Below are 25,706 nucleotides of genomic sequence, written 5' to 3'. Positions count from 1 at the left end.
TGCTACTCCTCCTCCTGGACGCCGGTGACGCGCATCCGTCGCACCAGGATGATCGTGAACACCGCCGAGACGAGGAACAGCACGATGGCCATCGTCGAGGCGTAGCCCATGTTGTATGCGTGGAAGCCCTGCTCGTAGAGCCACATCGGGAAGGTCAGGGTCGAGTTGTCGGGGTAGCCGATCGAGGTCGCGTTGCCGACCGCGTCGGACGATCCGGACGCGACAGCGCCGGCCACCACCGCCTCGGTGAAGTACTGCAGGCCGACGATGATCGAGTTGACCACCGCGAACAGGAGCACCGGGGAGATGGAGGGCAGCGTGATGTGCCAGAAGCGGCGGAACGCGCCGGCTCCGTCCAGGGAGGCGGCCTCGTGGTATTCCGCCGGCACGTCGAGCAGCGCCGCGAGGAGCACGACCATGATCTCGCCGGACGCCCACAGCGCGAGCACGGTGAGTGCCGGCTTCGAGAACGCCGGGTCGTTGAACCACAGCGGGCCTCTGATGCCGAACCACGCCAGGAACTGATTGACCGGTCCGGTGCCGGGGTTGAAGAGGAACACGAACGCGAGCGCCGCGGCCACCGGCGGCGCGAGGGCCGGCAGGTAGAAGAGTGTGCGGTAGATGCCGGCCCCGCGCTTGATCTTCGAGAGCACGAGCGCGGTGAGCAGGCCGTACACCACGCGGCCGACCGTGATCGCGATGACCAGATACGCGGTGTTGCGGATGGAGACCCAGATCAGCGGGTCCTGCGTGAACAGGAAGATGTAGTTGCGCAGCCCGACGAAGGTCGGATCGTTGATCAGGTCGTACCGGGTGAACGAGTAGAAGATCGTCGCGCCGAGCGGGTAGAGGAAGAACACCCCGAACCCGACGATCCAGGGCGACATGAAGGCCAGCACCGTCCAGCGGTTGCGGATCGCCGCCCGGTTGCCGCGTCTCCCCGGCCGTCCCGAGCGTCGGCCGGCGAGCGGCGCCCCGAGGCGGGGCGCCGCTGCCGTGGTCGTGTCGTGGGTCGTCATCACTGCTGCAGCGCGTTGTCGTTCTGGATCTGCGTGTCGACGTCCTTCAGCCCCGCCTTCAGGTCGCTGACCCCGCCGGTCTGCCACTTCACCGCGAAGTCGGTCGCGGTCTTGAGGTAGGCGGCGCCGTTCGAGGTCGTCGGCAGCGAGCTGGAGTGCTTGTTGGCGAAGATGTCGAGGAACGGCGCGAGAGTGCCGGTGAACTGCAGGTCGGGGGACTTCAGCGCGTCGAGCGTCGTCGGCACGTTCTTGAGCCCGTTGGCGAGCTGGACGAGCGGCTTCGTGTCGAGGGAGAGGTACTTGATCAGCTCCCACGCGGCCCCGGCGTTCTTGGCGCCCTTCGGGATGCCGATGATGTTGCCGCCGACGTCGCTGCCGCCGTACGTCTTCAGCCCGTCCGCGACCGGGAGGGGCGCGGTCCCGTACGAGATGTCGGGCGCTTGGTCGTCGATGAACCCGGTGCGGAACTCCCCGTCGAACATCATCGCGATCTGGCCGGTCTGGAACGCGTTGTCCGGCGAGTACTTCTGGCCGGCCGCCGCGGTGAAGGCGGTGAGCTTGTCCTGGCCGTAGAAGTCGGTCATCTTCTTCTGCCAGGTGAAGAGGTCGTTCCAGCCCTTGCTGGAGGCGAGGGACGACTCGCCCTTGCTGTTCTGCCACTCGGCGCCGAACTGCGGCGCCCAGACGTCGAGGCGGTTGTTGTAGAAGCCGATGGTCGGGACGAAGCCGGCCACCTTGATCGACCCGTCGGGGTTCAGCTCGGTGAGCTTCTCGGCGTCCTCCTGCAGCTCGCTCATCGTCTTCGGCGGCTCGGTGATGCCCGCCTTCGCGAAGAGGTCCTTGTTGTAATAGAGGCCGTAGTCGTCGGCGAGGAGCGGCATCGCGCAGCGCACGCCGTCGTGCTCGGTGTACGACTGCACCGCCTTCGGGATGCTGCCGAGGTCGACCTTGTCGCGCTTGATGTAGCCGCCGAGGTCCTGGAAGGCGCCGGTCTTGCAGTACTGGCCGAGCGCGTTCGCGTTGCCGGAGATGGCGACGTCGGGCGCGGTGCCGCCGCGGACGGCCTGGGCGATCTTGTCGTCGTCCTGGCTGCCCTCGCTCGTGATGGTGATGTTCGGGTGGAGCTTGTGGAAGCCGTCGAGGGCGCTGTTGACCACGTCGAGCTCACGGTCGGCGAAGCCGCTCCAGACCGTGAGCGTGATCTTCTCGTCGTCGGCCGGCTTCGGCGACAGCGACGACGAGGAGGAGCCGGTGCCGGTGCACGCGCTGAGCGCGAGCGCCGCCAGTGCTGTCACGACGACAGCAGGGATGACCTTTCGCATGTGTTCTCCTGGGTTGGGATGGTGGAGCACGTCGGGTGAGGCTGAGTTGCGATGGTGCTTGCCCGGTTAGGGGACATCGATGGTCGACCCGGCCGCGAAGTGGGCTTCGCGCGCCGGGACGAGAGCGGCTTGGACGGCGCCGGCCCGCACGGAGCTGGCGTCGTCGCGCCCCGAGACGATGGGGACCCGCGGCTCGACGAGCCCGGCCAGGGATTCCGCGACGAGCGCGGCGAGGCGGTCGCCGCCGGCGACGCAGATGTCGCCGTCGAGGATGATCAGTTCCGGATCGAGGATGCTGACGACCGCGGCGAGGCCGGCGCTGATGCGGCGGGCGAAGTCGCGGGGGAAGCCGTCCGGGTCGGTGGCGAGCCCCTGCTCGAGCGCGTCGATGGCTCCCGTCGCCCGGATGCCGTGGGCGGCGGCGAGGTCGAGAAGCGCGGCGTTGGTGATCAGGTCGCCGAACCGATGGCCGATGAAAGGAGTCGTGGCCGTCGCCAGGTCGGGGACCGGCGTGAAGCCGATCTCACCCGCGCCCAGAGTGGCGCCGCGGATCAGCTCGCCGCCGACGACGACGGACGACCCGACCCCGCGCTCGGCGATCCACAGCAGGAAGAAGTCGCTGCGGCCCTGGGCGGTGCCGTGCGCCATCTCGTTGAGCGCGACCAGGTTGACGTCGTTCTCGATGGTGACGGGCACGGGCAGGGCGTCGTCGAGCAGGTGCAGCAGGTCCACCTGCTTCCAGCCCGGGAGCTCGGAGGCGTAGCGCAGGTAGCCGGTCTGCTGGTCGACGGCGCCGGGGATGCCGATGGAGATGTGCGTGAGCGTCTCCGGCGCGATGCCGGCCTTCACGCTGGCGGCGGTCAGCGCGACCAGCAGGGCGTCGCGAGGCCCGAGCCTGTCGGCGGGTGTGAACTCCTCGGCGACGACCGTGCCGCGCAGGTCGGCGATGGCGACGTCGATCCCGGCGGCGGAGACGTCGACGCCGGCGGCGAACCCGGCGTCGGCCTTCAGCGACCACAGCTGGGCGCGGGGGCCGGGGCCGTCCTGGCGGTGCCCGGCCTTGGCGACCAGGCCGGCGTGCTCCAGCCGCGCGAGCAGCTGCGAGGTGGCCGGCTTGGACAGCCCGACCAGGTTCTCCAGCTGCGAGCGCGACACGGTCTCCTCGCGGACCAGGACCTCCAGGGCCGCGCGGTCGTTGAGGACCCGCAGAACGCTGGGGCTGCCTGACGTGCTCATCGTGTCCTCCTCGACAATCGACTAGGAAGTTTCCTATCGATTGCTGAGACGATATGCGAAGCGCTCAGCCGCTGTCAAGCACGAGCGCTGGAATCGGTGGAAAGAGCGCCTCAGCGCAGCTTCCGGTACTGACCGGGCGTCATCCCGACGAGCGGGGTGAACTGCTCGATGAACTGGCTCGTCGTGGCCCAGCCGCACTCGGCCGCCGTGGTGGCGACCGTCTCCCCGCTCGAGAGGAGGACCAGTGCCCGGTGCACGCGCAGCTGCAGCCTCCACTGCCGGTAGCCCATCCCCGTCTCCCGCTGGAACAGGCGGCTGAGGGTGCGGGCGCCGATGCCGATGCGGTCGGCCAGGACGTCGAGCGGCACGGGCTCGGACAGGTTCTCCTGCACGTGGGCGGCGGCCGCCCGGAGCCGCGGGTCCTGCGGCTCCGGGAGATGCAGCGGCTGCTCGGGCGCAGCGGTCGCCTCGTCGACGATCACCAGGCGCAGCCGGTCGAGCGCGTCGACGGAGCGCTCGGCCGGGGAGGTCACCGCCAGGGCCGCCTCGCGGGCGAGTGTGGTGGCGACGAGCACCGCCGGCGCGGGAGGCAGCCTCCCGGCCGCCGCTTCGGAGAGGGCGACGATCCGCATGTCCGTGCGACCGTGCGCCCGGTGGCGGTGGAGGAAGCCCGCCGGCACCCACGCGAACCGGTTCGCGGGCGCGATCCAGGCCCCGTGCTCGGTCAGCAGCGACAGCACGCCGGAGGCCGCGTGCACGAGGTGACCGTACGGATGCGCGTGGAGGGGCGATGTCTCGGCGTGCTCGAACAGGAAGGCGCCCTCGGTGGATAGGGCGTCCGCCGTGGCGAACCAGCCCGGTTGGCGAGAATCCGACATCACGCGTCACTCTAGCTGTTTCCGGGCAGACCCTCCCCCTGCTGGGATGAACGCATGACGTTCACGGATGAAGCGCCCCGCACCGGCTCCCTCCCCGCGCGCGGGTCGTCGGCGGCCCGGCCGCGCCGCGGGAGCGCCGCCCTCGCCGTGTACGTGGCGGCGGGCCTGCTGCTCATCGCCTTCAACCTCCGGGTCGGCATCGCCTCGGTCAGCCCCGTGCTGTCGTCGCTCGAACACGACCTCGGCGGGTCGCCGGCCGCCGCGAGCCTGCTGACGACGATCCCGGTGTTCGCCTTCGGCGCGTTCGCGTTCCTCACGCCCGCCCTCTCGCGCCGGATCGGCTTGCACCGGCTGCTCGGCGTCACCATGGCGGCGGCCGCGCTCGGCATCGGACTCCGGCTGATCCCGTCGCCGGTGGCTCTCTTCGCCGGGACGGTGGTGGTGGGAGCAGCGATCGCCGTCGCAAACGTGTGCATGCCGGCGGCCATCAAGCAGGACTTCGCGCACCGGACGGCGTCGATGATGGGCCTGTACTCGACGGCGATGTTCGTCGGCGCCGCCGTGGCCACGGCGTTCACCGTGCCGCTCATGGCCGACTTCGGCGGGTCGTGGCGGGCGGCCCTCGGGTTCTGGCTCGTCCCCGCCGCGGCGGCCCTCCTCGTCTGGCTCCCCCGGGCGGCGATGAACCCCGGCCATGTGCCGCACTCGACCCGGGTCCTCGACGCCGTGGAGGAGCTCCCCGACGAGCCCCGCATGCGGCGGCTGCTGCGCGATCGCGTCGCCTGGGCGGTCACCGGCTTCATGGGCACCCAGAGCTTGACCTATTACGCGGCGCTCACGTGGATCCCGACGCTGCTGCGCGACGCCGGCGTGCCCGACGGCGAAGCCGGCCTCATGCTCTCGTACACGAGCCTCCCCGGCATCGCCGCAGCGCTCGCCGTTCCGGCGCTTTCCCGGCTCCGGCCGCCGTGGCTGCCGATCGCGCTGTCCACGGCCTGCCTGATCGTGGGCTTCACCGGGCTGCTGCTGGTGACCGACGGCGGGGCGCCGTGGTGGTGGATGACGTTCCTCGGTCTCGGTCAGGGCTCGGCGATCGCGCTGTCGTTGAGCTTCATCGTGCTGCGTTCGCCGGACTCCCGGCACACCGGCCACCTCTCCACCATGGCGCAGGGCATCGGCTACCTCCTCGCCGGGCTCGGGCCGGTCGGCCTGGGCATCATCCACTCGGCGACCGGAGGCTGGAGCATGCCCGTGGGGGCCCTCCTCGCCGTGCTGGTGGCGCAGTTCGCAGCGGGCGCGGCGGCCGCGCGCGACCGCCACGTCTTCTCCACGGGCGGAGCGAGGCCATGAGCATGCGCAGCATCGTCGTGGGGGTGGACGGCAGCGAGAAGTCGTACCGGGCGCTGGCCTTCAGCATCGGACTCGCGCAACGCGAGTCGGCCGCGCTGACCGTCTGCCACGTGCGCCCGTATGCCCAGTGGACCACGCTCCTGCTCTCCTCGGTCGCCGCGGTCGGCGGGATGACCGTGCCGCCTGCGGAGCCGGTGGAGACGGCGGTCGCGCACGAGGTGACCGCTGCGGCCGCCGACGCCATCGCCGGCGCCGGTATCGACGGTCACGTGCTGGTGTCCACCGGCGACCCGGCCACGGAGCTCGCCCGGCTGGCGAGGCGACGATGCGCCGACATCGTCGTCATCGGCCACACCCGCCGGCTGCGATCCCGGCCGGCCGACCTGGCCCGCCGTCTGACGAACGGCTTCCTCCACGGACTGGTCATCACACCGTGAGACGCCCGGCGCCCGGCTTTACACCGGAGTCGCTCACGGGTCTACCGGGCGGCGCCGATGGCCAGGATGCCCGAGGATGGAGGGCGTGGACAGAACTGAGACCCCGGTTCCGCTTCTGCTCGGGCGGTATCGCCCGGAAAGGCTTCTTGCGCGCGGCGGTTCCTCGATGGTGTTCCGCGCCCGCGACGAGAACCTCGGCCGTGACGTCGCGATCAAGCTCTTCTCCGCAGGAACCCCCGACCACCGTGCGCGGTTCCGCGCCGAGGTCGGCGTGCTCGCCGGCCTGCGTCACCACGGTGTGGTGTCGATCCTCGATGCGGGCGTCGACGACTCGTCGCCGAAGGACCCCCGGCCCTTCCTGGTCATCGAGCTGGTCGACGGCGACACGCTCCGCGCGCTGCTCAACGCGGGCCCGCTCTCGACCAGGCGGACCGGCGAGATCGTCTTCGAGGTCGCCGAGACGCTCGAGTACGTCCACGCCCGCGGCGTCATCCATCGCGACGTGACACCGACCAACATCATGGTCGTCGACTACGGGACCCGGTTCTCGCGCCCGCGGGCACGGCTGACGGACTTCGGTATCGCCATCGACGCGACCCGCCCACAGGAGCTGGAGGAGGAGACGTTCGGGACGGCCGCCTACCTCAGCCCCGAGCAGGTGCGGGGCGAGCCCCTGACACCGGCCTCCGACATCTACTCGCTCGGCCTCGTCCTGCTGGAGTGCTTCACGCGGACCGTCGCCTTCCCGGGAACGCCCGTGGACTCCGCACTCGGCAGGCTGGACCGCGACCCGGAGATTCCTGCCACGGTGCCGGAACCGTGGCGCGCGCTCATCCAGTGGATGACCCGTGCGGACGCATCGAGCAGGCCGTCCGCCGCCGACGTCGCGACCGCCGCGCGGGAGGCGCTGCGGGCGGACGGGTGACGTCGCTTCGCGAGCGTCTACCGCGCGACCCCGTCGCGCTCCCGGGTGGCCTCGACGGCCGCGCGCACGGCCGCCACGGAGGCGGCGACGGCTGCGCCCCTGGCGTCGTCGTCCGCGCTCTCCGAGTCGTAGACGAAGGTCATCGCGCCGCGGCGGGCGCCGCAGTAGTCGATGATCCCGTGCTGCAGCTGCGTGCGCATCGCACGCTCGTAGTCGTGGCGCTCGTACACCCCGGCGTCATCACCCGCGACGGCGACGAGATGGATGGTGAGCCGGCCGAGCCGGCGCCGGATGCCGCCCTCCTCCCCCGCGGAGAACGCCCAGCCGTTGACGAACACGCGGTCGATCCACCCCTTGAGCAGGGCCGGCATGGACCACCAGAAGACCGGGAAGACGAGCACCAGGTCGGTCGCCCGGTCCACCCGCCGCTGCTCGGCGACGACGTCGGCGGGAGCATCGGTCCCGCTGAGGTAGGTGCGCCGGTCGGCCAGGGTGAAGCGAGGGTCGAAACCCTCCGCGGCGAGGTCGGCGAGCTCGACCTCCGGGCCCAGCGCCTCCGCCAGCTCTGCGGCGATACTCGACGTGAGGGACGGCGCGTGCGGGTGCGCCGTCACGATGAGGGTCGTCATCGCTCCATTCTCCCGTGCGCGACTACCGCGCCCCGCCCACCGGCCGCCCAGCGCCATGCCTCCGACGTTCGTACCGGATGCGGAGGTCAGGGGGCGCTTCTGCGGCGACGGACGGCGAGCGCCCCGCCCGCGGCGACGATGAGCGCGCCGAGCACCGCCACCCCGGCCACGTCCGATCCGGTCGCCGCGAGGCCGTCGCGATGGTGGTCGGCGCCCGCGGCCGAGCCGCCGGAGCCGTCCGTCTCTCCCGGGCCTCCCGGCGTTCCTCCGCCGCCGCCATCGCCCGGCGTCCCGCCGGAACCGCCACCGCCCGGCGTCCCGCCGCCGGGGCCACCGGGGCCGCCGGGACCACCGGGGCCGCCGCCTCCCGGATCGCCGCCGCCCGGACCGGCGCCGTCATCGACGGGGACACCGGGCGGCAGCACGCGGAGCGCTGTGAGACCTGCGTCCCCCGCTCGCCAGGCCGTGCTCACGGCGACGTACCGTGCGGTGACCCCCACGGCGACGGAGCCGGTGCGGGCGTCCGCCGCGACCGCGGCGGAGCCGGACCCGGTCCGCGCGGCCGGCGCGATGGTCCCGACCGGTGTGAACGTCAGGCCGTCGTCGCTCACCGAGACGGTCGCTGCGGGCACCGCGCGGCCGTCCCATGTCGTCGCGACGGCGCCGATCGCGCGCGGGGAGCCGAGGTCGGTCACCATCCGCCCGTCCGGGCCCGGCACCCAGGACGTCCGCGCGTCGCCGTCGACGGCCAGCGCCGGCGACGTCATCCCGGGCGGGAGGACGGAGGCGGGATACGTGAAGGTGCTGAGCGCCAGGTCGGCGACGGGGTAGGCCGTCGCCGACGCGAACACGACGCCGCCCCGCGTGACCGGTCGCGTCTCCCCCGTCTGGACGTTGGTCACGCGCGCCGACGTCGCTCCCGCCCCGGACAGCCGCACGGTCCGCGCATCGGCGACCGTCGCGGTGAGCGTTCCCGTGGCGGCGGCCTCCACCGGCAGTGTCGCCCGCGGCGCGAGCACGACCGCCGAGCCTGCCGGGACGGTGACGGCGAGCGTCGACGCGCTGCCGCCGAGCTGCTGCGTCCCGACGAAGAGCGGGACCGTCGAGCCGGTGTACGGGATCGAGATCGCCGCCTTCACGTCGGCTCCCGTGAGGTTGAACGCGGTGAGGTAGCCGCCCAGCGAGCTCAGGAGCACGCCAGGGGCGTCCGTGCTGGGCTCGGCCGCGGCCGCCCTCGCCTTCGTCGCCGCCGCATCGGCCGGCACCATCTCGATCAGGCGCGCGCCCGTAGCACCGTCGGCGAGCCGGACGACGTGCGTGGCGTCGTTCTCGCGCGACACCGTGATGGGAGCCGTCGCGCCGCGCACGACGAAGCCGGCCTTCCCCTCCACGTCGAGCCAGTGGCCGGAGCTCGAGAGGATCTGGTCGCCGGTGTAGCGGAACCGGGCCGCATCCTCCCAGGTCACCCCGTCGAGCGAGGTCTGGATGCGGTACTGGCGGCCGGCGGCGTTCTCCCACCCGAGCTGCACCTGGGCGATGGCGGTCGGTGCGCCGAGGTCGACCTGCACCCAGGAGTCGGCGCGCGTCCGCTCGGCCTTGGCGACGGCCCAGCGGGTCGTGGCCTTGCCGTCGGTTACGGCGCTCGCGGGGTTCGCCGGGTCGGCGCTCGACGCGGAGGCCGGACGACCGGCGGCCGCGTCGACGCCCGCCGCCGTCAGCGCGCGCAGATGGTAGAGCGAGTACCCGTACGACGGGTCGCCCTGCTCGCCCTGCATCCGGACGAAGCGGGTAGTCACCGGCGCCGGCGTGCTGCCGCCCGCGGGCGTGAGGTCGACCGTGTCGAGGCGGGCGACGTTGACGTCCGCCGGCGCGCCGCCGTAGGCCGACCGCGTCGTCCAGGTGGTGCCGTCGTCGGAGGTCTGCACGAGGTACCGCGCCCCGGCGCTCGCCTCCCAGGCCAGGCGGACGCCGGACACCGTCTGCGACGACCCCAGGTCGACCTGGATCCAGGAGTCGGCCCGCTTCCGGTCGGCGACCGACACCGCCCAGCGGGTGGAGGCGCTCGCATCGGTGGCGTGGGCGACGAGGTGCGCGTTCTTCGCGTCCTCGCTGGACGCCTGCGCGGTCTTCCCCGCAGCGAGGTCGCCCGCGGTGGCCGAGCCGTCGCCGTAGACGTGGAACGAGTACAGCGAGTAGCCGTAGGTCGCGTCGCCCTGCTGGCCCTGCATCCGGACATAGCGCGCGTGCACGGGCTCGAAGTCGAGATCGTCCACCCGCGCCGCCTTGGCGTCCGCGGGATCTGCGACGTGCGTCACCGGCAGCGCCGCCGTGGTGCTGCCCTCCGCGGTCTCGTACGTCCGCGAGCCGTCGAGGCCGTCGAGGCCGGACATGTCGAGGTTGCGGACGCGGATGCTCCCGTCATCGGCGCCCGCGCCGGTGGAGGCGTAGATCGCCGACCCGTCGGGCAGCGTGACCTGTCCCGCATAACCGTCGCCCAGCTCGTAGACGGAGGCCGTCCCGGCGAAGCCGTCGCGCGGCGCGGTGTACACCGACGTGCTGCGCGTGCCGACCGTCGCCGACGTCGTCGGGTAGAGGAAGGGCGTCGTTCCGGAGACGTCGAACAGCCACTCGTCGTGGTCGGGCACCCAGGGGAACTTCACGTAACCGGGCCGGCTGGAGGCGGCGGCCCACGCGGAGGACGACTGCTGGACCGTGAGTCCCGCACGCGCCCCGTAGTCGCGCACGCCCGACAAGCGCTGGTAGAACGTGTTCTCGGGTGTCGGCGTCACGACTCCGCCGCCCGCTCCGGCCGCGTGGACGTGCAGCAGGTACGAGATCGCGATCTCGGCCCGCGCCTCCGGCTCGTACTTGGGCTCGCCCGAGAACTTGGCCAGCCGGTTCACCGGAGCGTAGCTCTGGTACGCGTCGAGGGCCCCGGCGATGTCAGCCTCCGCGCGCGCAGCGTCCGGGTCGCGCAGCACCTGGCCGAGGAAGGCGAGCGGGATCACGTCGCGTCCGTACAGGAACTCGCGGTCGTCCTTCATCGGCTGGAACGGCTCGCCCCGGCCCGACAGCACGAGCTTCAGGGAGTTCCACAGCTCGGCCGAGTTCGGCTGCTTGGTCAGGATCTCCGGCAGCGGCCGGCCATTGAGGATGAACTGGATCGCGTTCCTGCCGCCGGATCGCCAGATGTCCGACTGGTAGTGCGGCTCGACCGTGTTGTGGTTGTCGACGACGTAGGTGTCGTAGATGTTGTCCATGGTGTTGGAGGCGATCGGCTTGCCGCCGACCACGGAAGGGTTGTTCGCGTCGGCGGTCGGCTGGCCAGCCGCATTGCGCGCCCAGTCGTCGAACTGCGTCTGCCACCGCCCGGCGTCCGGGTTGCCGGGAGCCCAGGCGAGGCCGGGCGCGAGCGCCTGCGTGTACACGCCGGACTCCTCCAGCGCCGTGTCGTCCTCGTGGCGGCCATCCGGCCACTCCGCCGTCCACGAACCGGACATCGGGTCGCGCCCGTGGTTCAGGTCCGCGGTGTAGGTGGACTGCCCGGCCGCGATCGTCACCAGGTTGGCCCGGGTGGCGGCGTCCAACTGGTCCCACATCAGCCGGCCGGCGTCGAGGAAGTACGACTGGAACGTCGAGTCCCAGAACAGCTGCTTGCCCCAGGTGCCCTTCGGGTCCACGAACCGGTTGGAGGCGGCGTAGTGCGTGATCGTCGCCACCGTGCGCTGCCGCAGGTCCTCCTTGGAGATGCCCGCCAACTGCTCGTCGTAGTCGCCGTGGGTGACGAGGACGGCGTTGCCCAGCACGACAGCGAAGTCGAAGTCGGCCAGCTTGTACGCGCCGATCGACGCATCCCACACCGTGTTCACCCACTGCGTGTGCCGCAGGAGCGCCTTGTAGTACCCGGCCGCGGTGGCGTCGGGCGCGCCGTATGCGGGTGCGTCCGCCGCCTGCGCGGGAACCGTCGCGCCCGCAGCGGCCAGCGAAAGGGCGAGCGCGATCACGCCGACGCCCGTGACAGCCGCCCGGCGCACCCGCACGATCAGCCTCCGCCAGCGGGTTAATGCTCCCGATGCCATGCCTGCTCCTTATCGACGTGCCTGCGGACGACGCCGCAGGCTGTACAGGAGTCCGCCGACGGTGAGCGCCGCGATGGCGAGCACCGCCCCCGCGGTCTCATCGCTGCCCGTGCTCGCGAGCGTGCGGGCGGGTGCGGTGGTGTCCCCCGGCGCGACGCCTGTGGGGGTCGAGGCGCCGCTGCCGGGGCCGGCCGAGCCGGCGCCGGACCCTCCCGAACCCGACCCGCCGGGGCCGGAACCGCCGGAGCCCGAGCCGCCGGAGCCGCCAGACCCGCCCGAGCCGCCGGAGCCACCAGGCCCGCCAGAGCCGCCCGACCCGCCAGGATCGGACCCGCCACCACCACCGCCGCTCGCGGCCGCCGCGATCTGCACCGTCGTGCGAGCCACCTCCACTCCACCGATCAGCGCGACGAGGTCATGCGCTCCCGGCGTCACGGAGGCGGGGATGGTCGCGTCCAGCCGCAACCCGCCGTTGGCGTCCGCGGTCGCCGTCCCGAGCGCGACGGGCGTCGAGTGCAGTTCGAGGGCCACGGTCGTGCCGGGGACGAAGCCGGTGCCACGGATGCCGACGGCGCCTCCCACCTGCAGCCCGCCGGGCGCCGCGAGCGCCTCGTGCCCCGTAGTGGGACCGGCAGGCGGCTTCGGGTCGCAGCCCTCGGCGCACACGGTGAACCTGCTGAGCACAGCCTTGTGGTCGCTCGGCCAGGTGGCGCCGGGGGTGAGGATGACGTCGTCGCTGTCGTCCTCGACGCGCTGGCTGCGCACGATCGAGGCCGAGGGGCCGACCACCTGCGACGATGCCAGCGCGAGGCGATCCGACGGGGCGTAGAAGACGTAGTCGATGCGGTCGCGCTCGTCGGCCTTCGGCGCCCAGGTCAAGCTGGCGATCGAGACGTTCGGGTTGCCGGCCGGCCAGGTGAACCCCGGGTTGCGCACGGGGTCGGGGTGGGCGCGCCGGTAGGAGTCGGTGAGCCCGCCGTCGATGAGCGTCTGCGTGGTCTGCCACGGGACCACCGTTCCGCGGTGGTCGAACAGGTCCGCGGTCGCGGCCGTCCAGTCCTGCGTCGACGGCTCGTTGAAGTCGCCGCCGACGACCACCAGCCGTCCTGCGGCCTTCTCCGAGCCGATGTCGGCGAGGAGCTGCCGGGCGGAGTCCGGACGCCCCGACTGCTCGTTCATCGCGAGCATCGTCGGCACGTCGGTCACGGGCGCGCTGAGCTCCGCACCACTCCGGTACTCCGCAGGCCAGTCGCCCACCGCGGTCGGGCCGTAGCCGCGCGGCAGGTACTCGGAGTACCAGCGGTACTCCAGATGGCCGCCGTAGACCACGACCTCGGTGCCGTTGACGTCGATGATCGCCTTGGTCCATCGCGTTCCGACCGTCGCCGTCGAGACGATCGGGTAGCGCGACACCACGCCCGTATCGGTATCGGACACCGCGTGATACCCGAGCTCGCCCGCGAGGGCCGGCGTCGCATCGTTGAGCTTCGGGTCGAACCGCTCCGGCAGGAAGGCGACATCCGCGTCCGCCTGGCGGATCACCTCCGCGGCGTGGTGGATGCCGTCCTTGACGACCGACCCGCCCTTCCACAGGTTCAGCGAGAGCACGTTGAGCTCGCTCTTGCCGTCCACCGACGGCTTCGGGGGCGTCGCTGTAGCGGTCACCCGCAGCGCTGCTGGTCCGGCCAGAACGGTGTAGCCGTCGTTCGCGAACAGGTAGACGTCCAGGTCGCCGGCCCCGATCGCGTTCGCCTCCTGCGTCCATCCGTCACGCTTCTGCGGCCCCCAGGCGAAGCTGCCGGACGCCCCCGGCGCATACCGCCAGTCGAGGGAGGAGGTCCCGCTGCCCGGCTTCGTCCCGTGCCGGTAGATCCCGACCCAGTTCTTCGCGGCTCCCGGCCCGCCGGCGTCATAGGCGATGGTGACCGTGTCGCCGAGACCGATCTCGGGGGCCGTGACGCTGATCGCCGGAACGGCTGCGGCGGCCGGGGCGGCACCGACGCCGGCGCCGACCACGAGCGCGGCGGCGACGGCTCCCACCGCGAACCACCGGCGCCAGGCAGAAGTCCGTGCGGTCATGGCGTCTCCTCATCGAGCGGGGTTCTGCGCGAGCGCGCAGCCGAAACGTTTCGGCGAACGCCATGAAAGCATGCGAGGGCCGCAGGACGCAAGCCTCGGCCCCGGGAGCGCCGCCCGGAAACGACGAAACGGCGGTCCATCCTGGACCGCCGTTTCGTTCGTGTCTTGTAGCGAGGGCGGGACTCGAACCCGCGACACCACGATTATGAGCCGTGTGCTCTAACCACCTGAGCTACCCCGCCGCGGCATCCCCGTCGCACCGGAGTGCATGAGCGGGGAGGCGGAGCCCCCTGTGGGAATCGGACCCACTACCTCTTCCTTACCAAGGAAGTGCTCTACCAATGAGCTAAGGGGGCGGAGCCGGCGCCTGCCAGACGGCGGGACGTTTTCGGCAACCAGAAGAGAATACCATCCCGGCGGGGGTGCTCCGAACCACGTGTGACCGTCCGCGGCGGGGTCCGCGGCGGGCGGCGCGGCGGGCAGCGCACGACGCGCTGCCCGCCGAGCCTCCTACGCCGCCTTGGCTGCCTCCGAGGCGCCGTCGAGGGCCGCCAGCTCGTCGGCGGTGAGCTCGAGCTCGGTCGAGGCGAGGAGGGCCGGGAGCTGCTCCAGCGTGCGCGCGCTCGCGATCGGGGCGGTGATGGTCGGCTGGGCGGCGAGCCACGCGAGGGCGACGGTCGCGACCTCGGCCTTGTGGGCTGCGGCGACCTCGTCGAGGGCGGCGAGCACGCGGCGGCCGTCGTCGTCGAGGTACTTGGCGGCGCCGCCGGCGCGCGGGCTGTCGACCTCGGCCCCGTCGCGGTACTTGCCCGTGAGGAAGCCGGCGGCGAGAGCGAAGTACGGCATCACGCCGAGCTGCTCGCGCTCGGCGATCGGGCGGTACGCCTGCTCGTAGCCGCGCTCGACCAGGTTGTAGTGCGGCTGCAGCGCCACCGCGCGGTGGAGGCCGTCGCGCTCGGTGATCCGGAACCACTCCTCGATGCGCTCGGGCGTGTAGTTCGAGATGCCGATGTAGCGCACCTTACCGGCGTCGACCAGCGCGGAGAGGGCGCCGACGGTCTCCTCCAACGGCACGGTCTCGTCGTCGAAATGGGCGTAATAGAGGTCGATGTGGTCGCTCTGCAGGCGCTCCAGCGAGGCGTCGGCGGCGCGGCGGATGTTGTCGGCCGCGAGACCGCGGAAGTCGGGGTGCTGGCTCACCTTGGTGGCGAGCACCACGCGGTCGCGATTGCCGCGCGCCGAGAACCACTCGCCGAGGATCCGCTCCGAGTCGCCGCCGGTGTTGCCGGGCACCCAGGCCGAATAGCCGTCCGCGGTGTCGACGAAGTCGCCGCCCGCCGCCGTGAACGCGTCGAGCACGTCGAAGGAGGTGTCGCGGTCGGCCGTCCAGCCGAACACGTTGCCTCCGAGCGAGAGCGGGAGGACCTCCAGGTCCGAGGTGCCGATCGTGCGACGGGGTGCGGTCATGCGTCCGTCTCCTTCTGCCGGGGTCGTCCTCTCACGCTAACGCCGCGACCCTGGCGCTATTCCGGCGGCGTCTGAAGATGTGGAAAGGTCGTTTCATGCACACCTCCACTTCGCCGCGGGAGCTCACCGCCGACTGCTCGCGCTGCGCCGGGCTCTGCTGCGTTGCGCTCGCCTTCGCGAAGTCCGCCGACTTCGCGTTCGACAAGGCGGCCGGCGAGGAGTGCGTGAACCTCGACGACGGCTTCCGCTGCCGCATCCATCCCCGGCTGCGCGACCGCGGCTTCAAGGGCTGCACGGTCTTCGACTGCTTCGGCGCCGGCCAGCACGTCACGCAGTCCCTCTACGGCGGCGCGACCTGGCGCGACGGGGCGGAGGTGCGCGACGGGATGTTCGCCGTCTTCCCGATCGTCCGGCAGCTTCACGAGCTGCTGTTCTATCTGCGGGAGGCGCTGACGATGCCGGCGGCCGCCTCCCTCCACCCGGCCCTCCGGCAGGCCGAGCGGGAGGTGCTCGCCGCGTCCGAGGCCGAACCGGCGCTCATCCTGGCCCTCGACATCGAGGAGCTGCGCGCACCGGCCGCAGCGCTGCTGCGCGACGCCGCCCGGCTCACCCGCGAAACGCTGCCGGGCCGCCCGCAGCGCGATGCCCGTGCCACCGCCCGCCGCGACCGCCTGCGCCCGGGCGCCGACCTGCTCGGCGCCGACCTGCGCACGACCGACCTCCGCGGGGCGGAGCTGCGCGGCGCGCTGCTGATCGCGGCCGACCTCCGTGGCGCCGACCTCACCGCGACGGAGCTGATCGGGGCCGATCTGCGCGACGCCCGTGTCGACGGCGCCGACCTGACCGGCGCGATCTACCTCACGCAGCTGCAGGTCAACGCGGCTCGGGGCGACGCGGGCACGCGCCTCCCCGCCGGCCTGACCCGCCCCTCGCACTGGACGGGCGCGCAGGCGGAAGGCGCACAGGCGGAAGGCGCACGGCCGAAAGGCACGCAGCCGAGAGGCACGCAGCCGAAAGGCGCTCAGGCCCGCCGGTAGCGCTGCACGGCCGGGCAGTCGAACGGATCCCGCGCGGCCAGTCCGACCCGGTTGAGGTACCGGATGACGATGGCGTACGAGCGCATGAGCGTCGTCTCGGTGTAGGGGATGCCGTGGGCCGCGCAGTGCTCGCGCACGAGCTTCCGCGCCCGGCCGAGGTGGGGCCTCGCCATGCTGGGGAACAGGTGGTGCTCGACCTGGTGGTTGAGGCCGCCCATCAGGAGGTTCATCGACCAGCCGCCGCGGATGTTGCGCGAGGTGAGCACCTGCTTGCTGAGGAAGTCGACGCGCTTCCCCTCCGGGATGAGGGGCATGCCCTTGTGGTTCGGGGCGAATGAGGCGCCCATGTAGACGCCGAAGACGGCGAGCTGCACCCCCAGGAACGCGAACGCCATGCCGACCGGCAGCATCAGGAACACGATCGCCACGTACACCGAGAGCCGCAGCACGATCGCGGTCAGCTCTGCCGAGCGGCGCTCCACCGGCCCGCGGGCGAACAGCGAGCGGATCGAGGTGACGTGGAGGTTCACGCCCTCGAGCAGCAGGAGCGGGAAGAAGAGGTACCCCTGCCTCCGCGTGATCACGGCGAGGAGGCCGCGCTGCTTCGCCGCATCCTCCTCGGTGAACGAGACGGTGTCGAAGGCGATGTCCGGGTCCTTGCCCATCGTGTTGGGGTTGGCGTGATGCCGGGTGTGCTTGGTCATCCACCACTGGTAGCTCATGCCGACCAGCCAGGTGGCGGTGAGCCGCCCCGCCCGGTCGTTGGCGGGCCCGGAGGCGAACACCTGCCGGTGAGACGCCTCGTGGGCGAGGAAGGCGAACTGCGTGAGGATCAGGCCCAGCGCGGCAGCGATCAGCAGCTGGAACCAGGAGTCGCCCAGCAGCACGAAGCCCGTGGCCAGTCCGGCGAGCGCCAGCACCAGCGCGCTGAACATGCCGATGTAGAAGCCGCGCTTGCGCTCCAGCAGGCCGTCGGCCCTGACGCGGGCGAGGAGCTCGTTGTAGGTGCTCGTGACCGGGGCACGGCCCTCGGCACGGGGCCGCGTGCGTCGCACGGGGCCGAGAGTGGATACGGACATGCACGTCCTCCGCTGTGTCGAACCGACTTCCCAGCCGAGGAGTGGGCGGATGCCCTAGATGTCGCCACCGTATCCTCGAAGCCTGGGCAGCGGCCGGGCATCGAGCCATGCATGCCGCTCACGGCATGAAGGAAGGGCGCACGGGCATGAAGAAAGGGCGCCCGGCACGAAGCCGGACGCCCTTCCCGCGCCTGTGCGCGTCTCAGAGCTGGTCGCTCAGAGGACGCGGATGTTGGACGCCTGCAGACCCTTCGGGCCCTGGGTCAGGTCGTACTCGACCTTCTGGTTCTCCTCCAGGTTCCGGAAACCGGACTGCGACGCGATCTCGCTGAAGTGGGCGAAGACGTCGGCGCTGCCGTCATCCGGAGTGATGAACCCGTACCCCTTCTCCGAGTTGAACCATTTGACGGTGCCGTTGGCCATCGTTTCTTCCTTCGTGTTATCTCGGGTGCTGGAACTCCCGCACCCGTAACCGAGCTTTAAATAGCACGGTTGGTGGCCCACCCTACACGGAATCCGGGCGCAGTACCGCTCAGGGATCTCACTGGAAACGCTTGCATCCCCCTCCCGCCCCGCCGATATACTCGCCACGGCCGCTACCGGCGGCCGATCCGACACCGTTCGCACCGCGTCCGCCGACCGGGAAGGGAGCCCCCGATGCCCGGGATCTCCGACGTCGCCCGCCTCGCCGGCGTCTCCACCGCGACGGTCTCGCGCGCGCTCAGCGGCAACGGCGCCGTGTCCGCCGAGACCAGGGTCAGGGTGACCCAGGCGGCGGCCTCGCTGGGGTATGTCGTCAGCTCCGACGCCTCCAGCCTCGCCTCCGGCCGCACCCGCAATGTCGGAGTCGTGGTGTCGCACCTCAGCCGCTGGTACTTCACGGCCGTGATCGAGGGAGCGCAGCGCGTGCTGCTGCAGCGCGGCTACGACGTGACGCTCTACAACCTCGGCGGAGAGGGGGAGGAGCGCCCCCGCGTCTTCGAGCACCACCTGCTGCGGGGCCGCGTGGATGCCGTGATCGCGGTCGCGCTCAAGCTCACCGAGGACGAGATCGGCCGCCTCCTGGCCATCGGCAAGCCGGTCGCGGGCGTCGGCGGCCCGCTGCCCGGCGCGAGCACCGTCACGATCGACGACGTGCACGTCGGCCGCCTCGCCACCGAGCACCTCCTCGCGCTCGGCCACCGCCGCATCGCGCATCTCGGCGGGCGCCCCGAGTTCGACCTCGAGTTCCACGTGCCGACCAGCAGGAGGCTCGGCTACGAGGCCGCGCTGCTCGCCGCCGGCATCGCCCCCGACCCTGCGCTCTCCGTCGCAGGCGACTTCACCATCCCGGGCGGCCATGAGGCGGCGCGGAGGCTGCTGGAGCCGGCGCTGCTGGAGTCGGCGCAGCGGCGACCGACGGCCGTCTTCGCCGCCTCCGACGAGATGGCGATCGGCGCCGTCCTGGCCGCACGCGAACTCGGGCTCTCCGTGCCGGGCGACCTGTCGGTGATCGGCGTCGACGACCACCCGCTCGCCGCCTTCTTCGGCCTCAGCACCGTCGCCCAGCACGTCGAGCGGCAGGGCGAGCAGGTCGCGGAGCTGCTGCTGCGCACGATCGACCCGCCGCGCCGGCACGGGCCCGCCGCGGACGACGCGCCGACGACCCTCCACTCCCCCGTCGACCTGGTCGTGCGCACGAGCACGGCCGCTCCGGCGGACCACCCGACCCCCACCACGAGAAACGCATGACAGAGAGGTGACGATCATCGCCACGACCTCCCCCACCCCCTCCCCGCTGTCGCCGAGCACGCCCGGCCGCGAATGGTGGCGCTCCGCCGTCATCTACCAGGTGTATCCGCGGTCGTTCGCGGACGCGAACGGCGACGGCATCGGCGACCTGCCCGGCATCACCCGCCGCCTGCCCGCACTGGCCGAGCTGGGCGTCGACGCCGTCTGGCTGTCGCCGTTCCAGACCTCGCCGCAGCGCGACGCCGGGTACGACGTCGCCGACTACTGCGACGTCGACCCGCTGTTCGGCACGCTCGCCGACTTCGACGCGCTGCTCGACGAGGCCCACGGCCTCGGCCTCCGCGTGATCATCGACCTGGTGCCCAACCACTCCTCCAGCGACCACACGTGGTTCCAGGAGGCGCTGGCAGCCGGTCCGGGCAGCCCCGAGCGCGCCCGCTACATCTTCCGCGAGGGCCAGGGCGAGCACGGCGAGCTGCCGCCGAACAACTGGGAGTCGATCTTCGGCGGCCCGGCCTGGACCCGCATCACCGAGGCCGACGGGCAGCCCGGCCAGTGGTACCTGCACCTGTTCGACAAGTCGCAGCCCGACCTCGACTGGGAGAACCCGTGGGTGTGGGAGCAGTTCCGCGGCATCCTGCGGTTCTGGCTCGACCGCGGGGTCGACGGCTTCCGCGTGGACGTCGCCCACGGCATGATCAAGGAGGAGGGCCTCCCCGACTACACGCCGCCCGCAGGGGCCGGCAGCATGACCGGCGCCGAGCTGCCCACCACGACCGGCGGCATCCCGCTCGAGCCCGAGATCGCCGCGCACGCCGAGCAGGACCCGGCGACCCCGCCCTACTTCGGCCAGGACGGCGTGCACGAGATCTACCGCGACTGGCACAAAGTCCTGGAGGAGTACGAGGGAGACCGCGTGCTCTGCGGCGAGGCGTGGGTGGAGCCGCTGGAGAAGCTGGCCCGCTGGGTGCGCCCGGACGAGATGCAGCAGACCTTCAACTTCGGCTACCTGGAGACGCCGTGGAACGCCCCGGCGCTGCGCACGGTGATCGACCGCTCCATCTCGGTCTTCGGCAGCGTCGGCGCGCCGAGCACCTGGGTGCTGTCGAACCACGACGTCGTGCGCCACGCGACCCGCCTGGCGCTCACCGGCGACAACCCGCAGGGCCACGGCATCGGGCCGAAGAGCACGGGCATCCCGGACCCGGCCTTCGCCCTGCGCCGGGCCCGCGCCGCGACCGCGCTGATGCTCGCGCTGCCCGGTTCGGCGTACCTCTACCAGGGTGAGGAGCTCGGCCTCCCTGAGGCCATCGACCTGCCCGACGAGGCCCGCCAGGACCCGACCTGGTTCCGCACCGGCGGCGAGCGCTACGGCCGCGACGGCTGCCGCGTGCCGATCCCGTGGGAGGGCGCCGACCCGTCGTACGGCTTCGGACCCGGTGCGGCGAGCTGGCTGCCGCAGCCCGCGTCGTGGGCGGAGTACACGCGCTCGTCGCAGCGCGGTGTGCCCGGCTCGACGCTGACGATGTACCAGGAGGCGCTGGCGGCCCGCCGCGAGCACGACCTGGCGTTCGGCGAGCTGGAGTGGTCGGACCTCGGCCAGGACACCCTGCTGTTCCGCTCGGGCGCGGTGACGGTCGTCGTCAACCTCGGCGAGAAGCCGGTGGAGCTGCCCGCGGGCGAGATCGTGCTGCAGAGCGGCCCGGTGGAGGGACGCCTCCTGCCGCAGGACACCACGGTGTGGCTGCGCTGAGCGTCCGCGGCGCCGGGGTCACTCCCGGGTCGATCACTCCCGAGTCGATCACTCCCAGGCGCTGAAGTACTCCTGCATCATCGGGTGCAGCCGGTCGTAGAGCTCCGGCGCGGCCGCGAGCAGGAGCCGCTTCCCGGCCGGCGTGCCGTCGAGTCCCCCGACGCGCGCGCCGGCCTCGGCCGCGATGAGCGCGCCCGCCGCGTGGTCCCACGGGTTCAGCCCGCGCTCGTAGTACGCGTCGAGCCGGCCCGCCGCGACCGAGCACAGGTCGAGGGAGGCGGCGCCGGCCCGGCGGATGTCGCGCACCTGTCCGATCAGCTGGTGGACGAACGCCGCCTGCCGCACCCGCACCTCCGGGTCGTACCCGAAGCCCGTGCCGACCAGCGCGAGCGGCAGCTCGACGTCGAGGTTCACGTGCAGGGCGGTCCCGTTGAGCGTGGCGCCGTGGCCGGCGGCGGCGGCGAAGGTCTCCTTCGTCTCGGGGTTCACGACCGCGCCCGCGAGGGCGGTCCAGGTCGCCGGGTCGGGGTCCCCCTCGACGACAGCGATGCTGACCGCGTAGGCGGGGATGCCGTAGTAGTAGTTGACGGTCCCGTCGATCGGATCGACCACCCACGTCAGCCCGCTGGTGCCCTCACCGGCCCCCGACTCCTCGCCGAGGAACCCGTCCCGCGGTCGCGCGGCCGCGATGGCGTCGCGGATGAGCCGCTCGGCCTCCTGGTCGGCCCGCGTGACGATGTCGACGATGCTCGACTTGGAGGCGGCGATCTCGACTCCGTCCCGCCTCCGCTGGAAGGCGAGCACGGCGGCGCGCCGGGCGACGGTGACAGCGATCTCTTGCAGCTCGACGTTGGAGGGCATGGGTCAAGCGTGGCACGTCCGGCAACGGAAAAGGGACCGGGCATGACGCCCGGTCCCTTCCGATGGTGGCGAGTGAGGGATTCGAACCCCCGAAGGCTACGCCGGCTGATTTACAGTCAGATCCCTTTGGCCGCTTGGGTAACTCGCCATTCGCGCTCCCGACCACCAGTCAGCTGCTGAGCGGAGGCGCCACATAAGGATACTCGGCGCGCGCCCGCACGCGAAATCAGCCGGTCAGGCCGCCCCGGGAGCGTCGTTCCACGACCAGATGTCGTCGCCGCGCAGGGTCGCGTCGGCACCGCCGTCGTCGTAGATCACCTGGCCGGCCATGTGCGTGTTCTCGACGCTGGTGAGCCAGATCAGGAGGTTCGCGATCGACTCGGGAGGCTGGTGATGGTTGAGCGGCATGGGCACCTGGCTGTCGACCATCGCCGCGCCCTCCGGGGTCGCCAGCAGCTCGGCGGTCATCGGGGTGACGACCGTGCCGGGGGCCACGGCGTTGAGCGGGATGCCCGCGCCTGCCCACGCCTCGGTGATCGACTCGCGGCGCACCCAGCGGGCGAGCGCGCGCTTCGACGACGGGTACACGATGTAGCCGGTCATCGGGTCGTCGCCGACGAAGCCCTGGGCGATCTCGAGGGCGCGCGCCTCGTCTCCGGCGAGCGCCGCCTCCACCATCTCGGCCGAGTTCGGCTGGAGGGAGGCCATCGACGACACGACGGCGGCGCGGGGCGCGTCCGAGGCGCGCAGGGCGGGCAGCAGCGCCTCCACGAACTCGGTGACGCCGAAGAAGTTGACCGAGATGGTCTTCGGGACGGGTGCGGAGATGCCCGCGCACGCGATGACGGCGTCGACCACGCCGCCGGCGAGGTCGCTCGCGGCGGCGGCCGCGGCGATGCGGCCCTCCTTCGTGCTCAGGTCGGCCTCGACGTCGGCGCCGCGGAGGTCGACGCCGATGACGCGTTCGCCGCGCTCGCGGAGCAGGGCGGCGGTGGCGGCGCCGATCCCGGAGGCGGAACCGGTGACGACGTAGGTGCGTGGCATGGGGAGCTCCTCACTCTTTTTTGTCACTCTACGTCAAAAAGCGGCTCCGCTGCTATCGTTCCTCGGATGGAGACGCCGAACGAGCACACCGCCGCCGGGCCCGCGCGGCGAGGGCGTCCGAGCGTGGTCGACGTCGACGCCGTGGCCGAGGCCGCGATCGAGTTGTGGAGCGCGCGCGGGTTCTCCGGCACCAGCTGGAACGACCTGGCAACAGCAACCGGGGTCAGCGCCCGCACGCTGATGCGGCACTTCCCCACGCGCGCGGCGATCGCCTGGGTCGGGCTGGAGGCGGCCTCCGACCGGCTCCGCGACTCCCTCGAGGCCGCGCAGCCGGGCAGACCGCTGGCCGATGTGCTCCGGGAGGCCGTGGTGCACTCCGTCTCGCGCAGCGACTTCGTGCGCCGGCTCGGCTCCCGCTGGGCGCGGCTCGTGTCGACGGAGCCGCAGCTCGCCGCCTCCGCCGCTCCCGCGTATCACGCGTGGGAGGGGATCATCGCCGCGCACCTGGGCCGGGCGGAGCCGACCATGCCGGAGCCGGCGCGCCGGGCGGTCGCCTCGGCCTACCAGGCGGCGGCCCATACGGCCCTGATCGAGTGGGCGTCGGCCGACGGCGCGAGCGCGCCGGCCGACGCCGTCGACGCCGCACTCCGTTGGCTCGCGGTCGCGCCCTCCCGGTCACCGGAATGATCCACGACACACCCGTGCGCCTGCCGCCGATGTCGGAGGTCGGGCGCAGAATCGTCGGCATGAGAACCCTGGAGATTTGCGAACGGTGCGACGGATCGGGTGCCGACCCGTCCCAGCACAGCGAGGAGATCACCGTGTGCGTCGAGTGCAACGGTGACGGGTGCCACGTCACCTACTACGCGGAGCTGGCGCAGACCGCTTAGACGGCGCAGACCGCTTAGACGGCGCAGACCGCCTAAGGGGCCCAGACGGCCTCAGGGGGCGCCAGCTCCTCCACCCGGAGCACGGCCGCCACGAAGGCGTCCGGCGCCTCCCGCGGGAGGTTGTGGCCCGCATGCGGGACCTGGCGGTGCTCGCGCGGTCCGGTGAACCGCACGGCCTGCGCAGAGCCGTCCGTCGCCGGGAAGTTGCCGTCGGCCATCCCGTCGAGCGTCACGGCCGGGACGGGGATCGGAGGCAACGTGGCGAGCACTGACTCCGCCGCCACATAGGCTGGCGCCCCCGGCGCGGCACCGAGCCGGTGCCGGTAGGAGTGCAGCACGACCTCCACGTAGTCCGGGTTGTCGAAGGCCGCTGCGGCGGCATCCAGCTCGGCGTCGGTGAACGCCCACTCGGGAGAGTTCCTGCGCCAGATGACCTCGGCGACGCCGCGCGGGTCCGCGGTCAGGCCGGCGCGTCCGCGCTCCGTGAGGAAGTAGAAGAAGTACCAGAAGCCCGCCTCCAGTCGTGGCGGCAGCGGGTTCCCCGACGCGGCGATGTCCTGGATGAGGTAGCCGTTGACCGACACGATGCCGCGCACCCGCTCGGGCTGGAGCGCGGCGGCCACGCACGCCGCGCGGCCGCCCCAGTCGTAGCCGGCCAGCACCGCGGAGTCGATGCCGAGGGCGTCCAGGAGGTCGACGGCGTCCGTCGCGAGCGCCGCCTGCTGGCCGCTGCGCGGCGTGCTGTCGTCGCGGAACCGCGTCGGTCCGTGCCCGCGGAGGTGCGGCACGATCACGCGGAGGCCGTGCGCGGCGAGCCGCGGTGCGACCTCCACGTAGCTGCTCACGGAGTACGGGTACCCGTGCAGCAGGAGGACGGCCGGCCCGCCCGCCGGGCCGAGCTCGTGGAACGCCACGTCGAGCTCGGGCGTCTGCGCGCGCCGCAGCGGGCCGAGGGCGTCCGGCTGAGGTGCGCCCGTGGCCCCCGGTCCCGGCGGGCGGGTCGTGTCGTGCATGCGCTCCGCCTCAGGCCCCGGTCTGGAACGCTGCGGTGGTGACGCCGGCGCCGGCGCCCGCGGCGACGGCCTCGACCGCCTCAAGGATCACCTCGGCCACGACGTCGGGTCGTGAGACGCTCAGCGCGTGCGAGCCGCCCGCCACCTCGCGCACGCCGCGCGCGTTCGCTCCTGCGCGCTCGGCGCCCGCGCGGTGCTCGGCGACGGGGATGTTGAGGTCCTGGTCGCCGAAGACGAACCACGACGGCGTGGTCGTCCACGCGGGCGTGCTGGTCGGCAGCGGGTCGGTCAGCGCGGCCTGCGTCACCGGGCGCTGCGTCGCGGCCATGAGGGCGGCCTCCGCCTCGGAGACATCGGCCACGAACTGGTGCCGGAACACGTCTGGCCGGATGGTGAGCTCGACCGAGCCGTCGGCGAGGGTCCGCGGCGCCAGCGCGTCGGGGAGCGTGCTGCCGGGGAACTCGGTCGACAGGTCGAAGGCCGTCTTGCCGTGCTCGGGCACGAACGCGTTGACGTAGACGAGGGCGGCGACCGCGTCGTTCGCTGCGCCCGCCTCGCTGATGACGAGCCCGCCGTAGGAGTGGCCGACGAGCACGACCGGCCCGTCGATGCTCGCGATGACGTCGCGCACGTAACCGGCATCGCCGGTGAGGCTGCGCAGCGGGTTCGCGACGGCGACGGCCGGAACGGAGCGGGCGCGCAGCCGCTCGATGACGCCGTTCCAGCTGGCCGACTCGGCGAAGGCGCCGTGCACGAGCACGACGGTGGGGAGCTGTTCGGTCATGGTGATGTCCTCTCGGATGGGCGCCGCCCGATGCGACGCGCTCACAGCATTGACCGCGCGCGCCCCGCCGCTGTGACGGGGCAGCGCCCGGCG

At 72.3% G+C, this 25,706-nt stretch carries 22 protein-coding genes and 3 tRNA genes; 8 read left to right on the top strand and 17 right to left on the bottom strand.

The features are described from left to right. Positions 1–2 precede the first annotated feature (2 nt). From P5G50_RS06425 to P5G50_RS06410, 4 genes are all read right to left on the bottom strand, one after another. On the bottom strand, positions 3–1,019 hold the full coding sequence (locus P5G50_RS06425; RefSeq protein WP_301210534.1) for a carbohydrate ABC transporter permease: 1,017 nt from the start codon (positions 1,017–1,019) through the stop codon (positions 3–5). Then, entirely contained in the window at positions 1,019–2,341 is a 1,323-nt protein-coding gene (locus P5G50_RS06420; RefSeq protein WP_301210533.1) for an ABC transporter substrate-binding protein, read from the bottom strand. Before P5G50_RS06420 ends, P5G50_RS06425 begins: the two co-directional genes overlap by 1 nt. A 66-nt stretch (positions 2,342–2,407) precedes the next feature. After that, positions 2,408–3,577 (bottom strand): ROK family transcriptional regulator, encoded by a 1,170-nt coding sequence (locus P5G50_RS06415; RefSeq protein WP_301210532.1) that lies wholly within the window; start codon positions 3,575–3,577, stop codon positions 2,408–2,410. 110 nt (positions 3,578–3,687) lie between these two features. Further along, positions 3,688–4,455 (bottom strand): AraC family transcriptional regulator, encoded by a 768-nt coding sequence (locus P5G50_RS06410; protein WP_301210531.1) that lies wholly within the window; start codon positions 4,453–4,455, stop codon positions 3,688–3,690. A 54-nt stretch (positions 4,456–4,509) separates the two neighbouring features. Between P5G50_RS06410 and P5G50_RS06405 the strand changes: the two genes are divergently transcribed. The 3 genes from P5G50_RS06405 to P5G50_RS06395 all read left to right on the top strand — a co-directional run bounded on the left by P5G50_RS06405 (position 4,510) and on the right by P5G50_RS06395 (position 7,167). Next, entirely contained in the window at positions 4,510–5,805 is a 1,296-nt protein-coding gene (locus P5G50_RS06405; RefSeq protein WP_301210530.1) for a CynX/NimT family MFS transporter, read from the top strand. Continuing rightward, positions 5,802–6,242: a universal stress protein gene (locus tag P5G50_RS06400; RefSeq protein ID WP_301210529.1), complete on the top strand. Its 441-nt coding sequence runs from the start codon at positions 5,802–5,804 to the stop codon at positions 6,240–6,242. Before P5G50_RS06405 ends, P5G50_RS06400 begins: the two co-directional genes overlap by 4 nt. A 76-nt stretch (positions 6,243–6,318) precedes the next feature. Then, entirely contained in the window at positions 6,319–7,167 is an 849-nt protein-coding gene (locus tag P5G50_RS06395) for a serine/threonine-protein kinase (protein WP_301210528.1), read from the top strand. A gap of 17 nt (positions 7,168–7,184) precedes the next feature. Here P5G50_RS06395 and P5G50_RS06390 read toward each other — a convergent pair whose 3' ends face one another. The 6 genes from P5G50_RS06390 to P5G50_RS06365 all read right to left on the bottom strand — a co-directional run bounded on the left by P5G50_RS06390 (position 7,185) and on the right by P5G50_RS06365 (position 15,421). Continuing rightward, on the bottom strand, positions 7,185–7,796 hold the full coding sequence (locus tag P5G50_RS06390) for an NAD(P)H-dependent oxidoreductase (protein WP_301210527.1): 612 nt from the start codon (positions 7,794–7,796) through the stop codon (positions 7,185–7,187). A gap of 86 nt (positions 7,797–7,882) precedes the next feature. Then, entirely contained in the window at positions 7,883–11,875 is a 3,993-nt protein-coding gene (locus P5G50_RS06385) for a discoidin domain-containing protein (RefSeq protein ID WP_301210526.1), read from the bottom strand. A gap of 9 nt (positions 11,876–11,884) precedes the next feature. After that, complete coding sequence (locus P5G50_RS06380; RefSeq protein ID WP_301210525.1) at positions 11,885–13,954, bottom strand: endonuclease/exonuclease/phosphatase family protein; 2,070 nt, start codon at positions 13,952–13,954, stop codon at positions 11,885–11,887. 168 nt (positions 13,955–14,122) lie between these two features. Beyond that, positions 14,123–14,196: transfer RNA gene (locus P5G50_RS06375), tRNA-Met, on the bottom strand. Between the two features lie 42 nt (positions 14,197–14,238). Then, positions 14,239–14,310: transfer RNA gene (locus tag P5G50_RS06370), tRNA-Thr, on the bottom strand. Between the two features lie 154 nt (positions 14,311–14,464). Then, positions 14,465–15,421 (bottom strand): aldo/keto reductase, encoded by a 957-nt coding sequence (locus P5G50_RS06365; protein WP_301210523.1) that lies wholly within the window; start codon positions 15,419–15,421, stop codon positions 14,465–14,467. Between the two features lie 95 nt (positions 15,422–15,516). Here P5G50_RS06365 and P5G50_RS06360 point away from each other — a divergent pair, with 95 nt between their 5' ends. Next, on the top strand, positions 15,517–16,458 hold the full coding sequence (locus P5G50_RS06360) for a pentapeptide repeat-containing protein (RefSeq protein ID WP_301210522.1): 942 nt from the start codon (positions 15,517–15,519) through the stop codon (positions 16,456–16,458). Here P5G50_RS06360 and P5G50_RS06355 read toward each other — a convergent pair. Together P5G50_RS06355 and P5G50_RS06350 are read right to left on the bottom strand one after the other, a co-directional pair. After that, the gene (locus tag P5G50_RS06355) at positions 16,443–17,537 is read right to left on the bottom strand and encodes a fatty acid desaturase family protein (RefSeq protein ID WP_301210521.1); all 1,095 of its coding nucleotides are present in this window, start codon (positions 17,535–17,537) and stop codon (positions 16,443–16,445) included. The genes P5G50_RS06360 and P5G50_RS06355 overlap by 16 nt on opposite strands. A 216-nt stretch (positions 17,538–17,753) precedes the next feature. Then, positions 17,754–17,960, bottom strand: a complete 207-nt coding sequence (locus P5G50_RS06350) for a cold-shock protein (RefSeq protein WP_301210520.1) — start codon at positions 17,958–17,960, stop codon at positions 17,754–17,756. A gap of 234 nt (positions 17,961–18,194) precedes the next feature. On the opposite strand from P5G50_RS06350, the gene P5G50_RS06345 reads away from it, so the two are divergent. Then, positions 18,195–19,268 (top strand): LacI family DNA-binding transcriptional regulator, encoded by a 1,074-nt coding sequence (locus P5G50_RS06345; protein WP_301210519.1) that lies wholly within the window; start codon positions 18,195–18,197, stop codon positions 19,266–19,268. A 7-nt stretch (positions 19,269–19,275) separates the two neighbouring features. Further along, positions 19,276–21,021, top strand: coding sequence for a glycoside hydrolase family 13 protein (locus P5G50_RS06340; RefSeq protein WP_301210518.1), 1,746 nt, complete (start codon positions 19,276–19,278; stop codon positions 21,019–21,021). 48 nt (positions 21,022–21,069) lie between these two features. On the opposite strand, the gene P5G50_RS06335 is transcribed toward P5G50_RS06340, so the two are convergent. From P5G50_RS06335 to P5G50_RS06325, 3 genes are all read right to left on the bottom strand, one after another. After that, entirely contained in the window at positions 21,070–21,882 is an 813-nt protein-coding gene (locus P5G50_RS06335; protein WP_301210516.1) for an inositol monophosphatase family protein, read from the bottom strand. A gap of 63 nt (positions 21,883–21,945) precedes the next feature. Beyond that, positions 21,946–22,030 (bottom strand) — tRNA-Tyr (locus P5G50_RS06330). An 86-nt stretch (positions 22,031–22,116) separates the two neighbouring features. Beyond that, positions 22,117–22,926: an SDR family NAD(P)-dependent oxidoreductase gene (locus P5G50_RS06325; protein WP_301210515.1), complete on the bottom strand. Its 810-nt coding sequence runs from the start codon at positions 22,924–22,926 to the stop codon at positions 22,117–22,119. 66 nt (positions 22,927–22,992) lie between these two features. Between P5G50_RS06325 and P5G50_RS06320 the strand changes: the two genes are divergently transcribed. Both P5G50_RS06320 and P5G50_RS06315 read left to right on the top strand, forming a co-directional pair. After that, positions 22,993–23,613, top strand: a complete 621-nt coding sequence (locus P5G50_RS06320; protein WP_301210514.1) for a TetR/AcrR family transcriptional regulator — start codon at positions 22,993–22,995, stop codon at positions 23,611–23,613. 59 nt (positions 23,614–23,672) lie between these two features. Then, entirely contained in the window at positions 23,673–23,816 is a 144-nt protein-coding gene (locus P5G50_RS06315; RefSeq protein ID WP_301210513.1) for a hypothetical protein, read from the top strand. 32 nt (positions 23,817–23,848) lie between these two features. On the opposite strand, the gene P5G50_RS06310 is transcribed toward P5G50_RS06315, so the two are convergent. Beyond that, entirely contained in the window at positions 23,849–24,829 is a 981-nt protein-coding gene (locus P5G50_RS06310; RefSeq protein ID WP_301210512.1) for an alpha/beta fold hydrolase, read from the bottom strand. Positions 24,830–24,839: 10 nt separating this feature from the next. Further along, positions 24,840–25,613, bottom strand: a complete 774-nt coding sequence (locus P5G50_RS06305) for an alpha/beta fold hydrolase (RefSeq protein ID WP_301210511.1) — start codon at positions 25,611–25,613, stop codon at positions 24,840–24,842. Positions 25,614–25,706 lie beyond the last annotated feature (93 nt).

It is taken from the genome of Leifsonia williamsii, assembly GCF_030433685.1.
Taxonomy (GTDB): Bacteria; Actinomycetota; Actinomycetes; order Actinomycetales; family Microbacteriaceae; genus Leifsonia; species Leifsonia williamsii.
Note: the sequence above shows the minus strand (reverse complement) of the source record. Positions and strands in the feature narration are given on the sequence as shown.

Coding starts and splice junctions, on each gene's coding strand:
- P5G50_RS06420 (WP_301210533.1), bottom strand. CDS start 2,341: ATGCGAAAGGTCATCCCTGCTGTCGTCGTGACAGCACTGGCGGCGCTC.
- P5G50_RS06360 (WP_301210522.1), top strand. CDS start 15,517: ATGCACACCTCCACTTCGCCGCGGGAGCTCACCGCCGACTGCTCGCGC.
- P5G50_RS06325 (WP_301210515.1), bottom strand. CDS start 22,926: ATGCCACGCACCTACGTCGTCACCGGTTCCGCCTCCGGGATCGGCGCC.
- P5G50_RS06425 (WP_301210534.1), bottom strand. CDS start 1,019: ATGACGACCCACGACACGACCACGGCAGCGGCGCCCCGCCTCGGGGCG.
- P5G50_RS06305 (WP_301210511.1), bottom strand. CDS start 25,613: ATGACCGAACAGCTCCCCACCGTCGTGCTCGTGCACGGCGCCTTCGCC.
- P5G50_RS06400 (WP_301210529.1), top strand. CDS start 5,802: ATGAGCATGCGCAGCATCGTCGTGGGGGTGGACGGCAGCGAGAAGTCG.
- P5G50_RS06380 (WP_301210525.1), bottom strand. CDS start 13,954: ATGACCGCACGGACTTCTGCCTGGCGCCGGTGGTTCGCGGTGGGAGCC.
- P5G50_RS06390 (WP_301210527.1), bottom strand. CDS start 7,796: ATGACGACCCTCATCGTGACGGCGCACCCGCACGCGCCGTCCCTCACG.
- P5G50_RS06365 (WP_301210523.1), bottom strand. CDS start 15,421: ATGACCGCACCCCGTCGCACGATCGGCACCTCGGACCTGGAGGTCCTC.
- P5G50_RS06315 (WP_301210513.1), top strand. CDS start 23,673: ATGAGAACCCTGGAGATTTGCGAACGGTGCGACGGATCGGGTGCCGAC.
- P5G50_RS06385 (WP_301210526.1), bottom strand. CDS start 11,875: ATGGCATCGGGAGCATTAACCCGCTGGCGGAGGCTGATCGTGCGGGTG.
- P5G50_RS06320 (WP_301210514.1), top strand. CDS start 22,993: ATGGAGACGCCGAACGAGCACACCGCCGCCGGGCCCGCGCGGCGAGGG.
- P5G50_RS06345 (WP_301210519.1), top strand. CDS start 18,195: ATGCCCGGGATCTCCGACGTCGCCCGCCTCGCCGGCGTCTCCACCGCG.
- P5G50_RS06415 (WP_301210532.1), bottom strand. CDS start 3,577: ATGAGCACGTCAGGCAGCCCCAGCGTTCTGCGGGTCCTCAACGACCGC.
- P5G50_RS06395 (WP_301210528.1), top strand. CDS start 6,319: ATGGAGGGCGTGGACAGAACTGAGACCCCGGTTCCGCTTCTGCTCGGG.
- P5G50_RS06355 (WP_301210521.1), bottom strand. CDS start 17,537: ATGTCCGTATCCACTCTCGGCCCCGTGCGACGCACGCGGCCCCGTGCC.
- P5G50_RS06310 (WP_301210512.1), bottom strand. CDS start 24,829: ATGCACGACACGACCCGCCCGCCGGGACCGGGGGCCACGGGCGCACCT.
- P5G50_RS06405 (WP_301210530.1), top strand. CDS start 4,510: ATGACGTTCACGGATGAAGCGCCCCGCACCGGCTCCCTCCCCGCGCGC.
- P5G50_RS06335 (WP_301210516.1), bottom strand. CDS start 21,882: ATGCCCTCCAACGTCGAGCTGCAAGAGATCGCTGTCACCGTCGCCCGG.
- P5G50_RS06350 (WP_301210520.1), bottom strand. CDS start 17,960: ATGGCCAACGGCACCGTCAAATGGTTCAACTCGGAGAAGGGGTACGGG.
- P5G50_RS06410 (WP_301210531.1), bottom strand. CDS start 4,455: ATGTCGGATTCTCGCCAACCGGGCTGGTTCGCCACGGCGGACGCCCTA.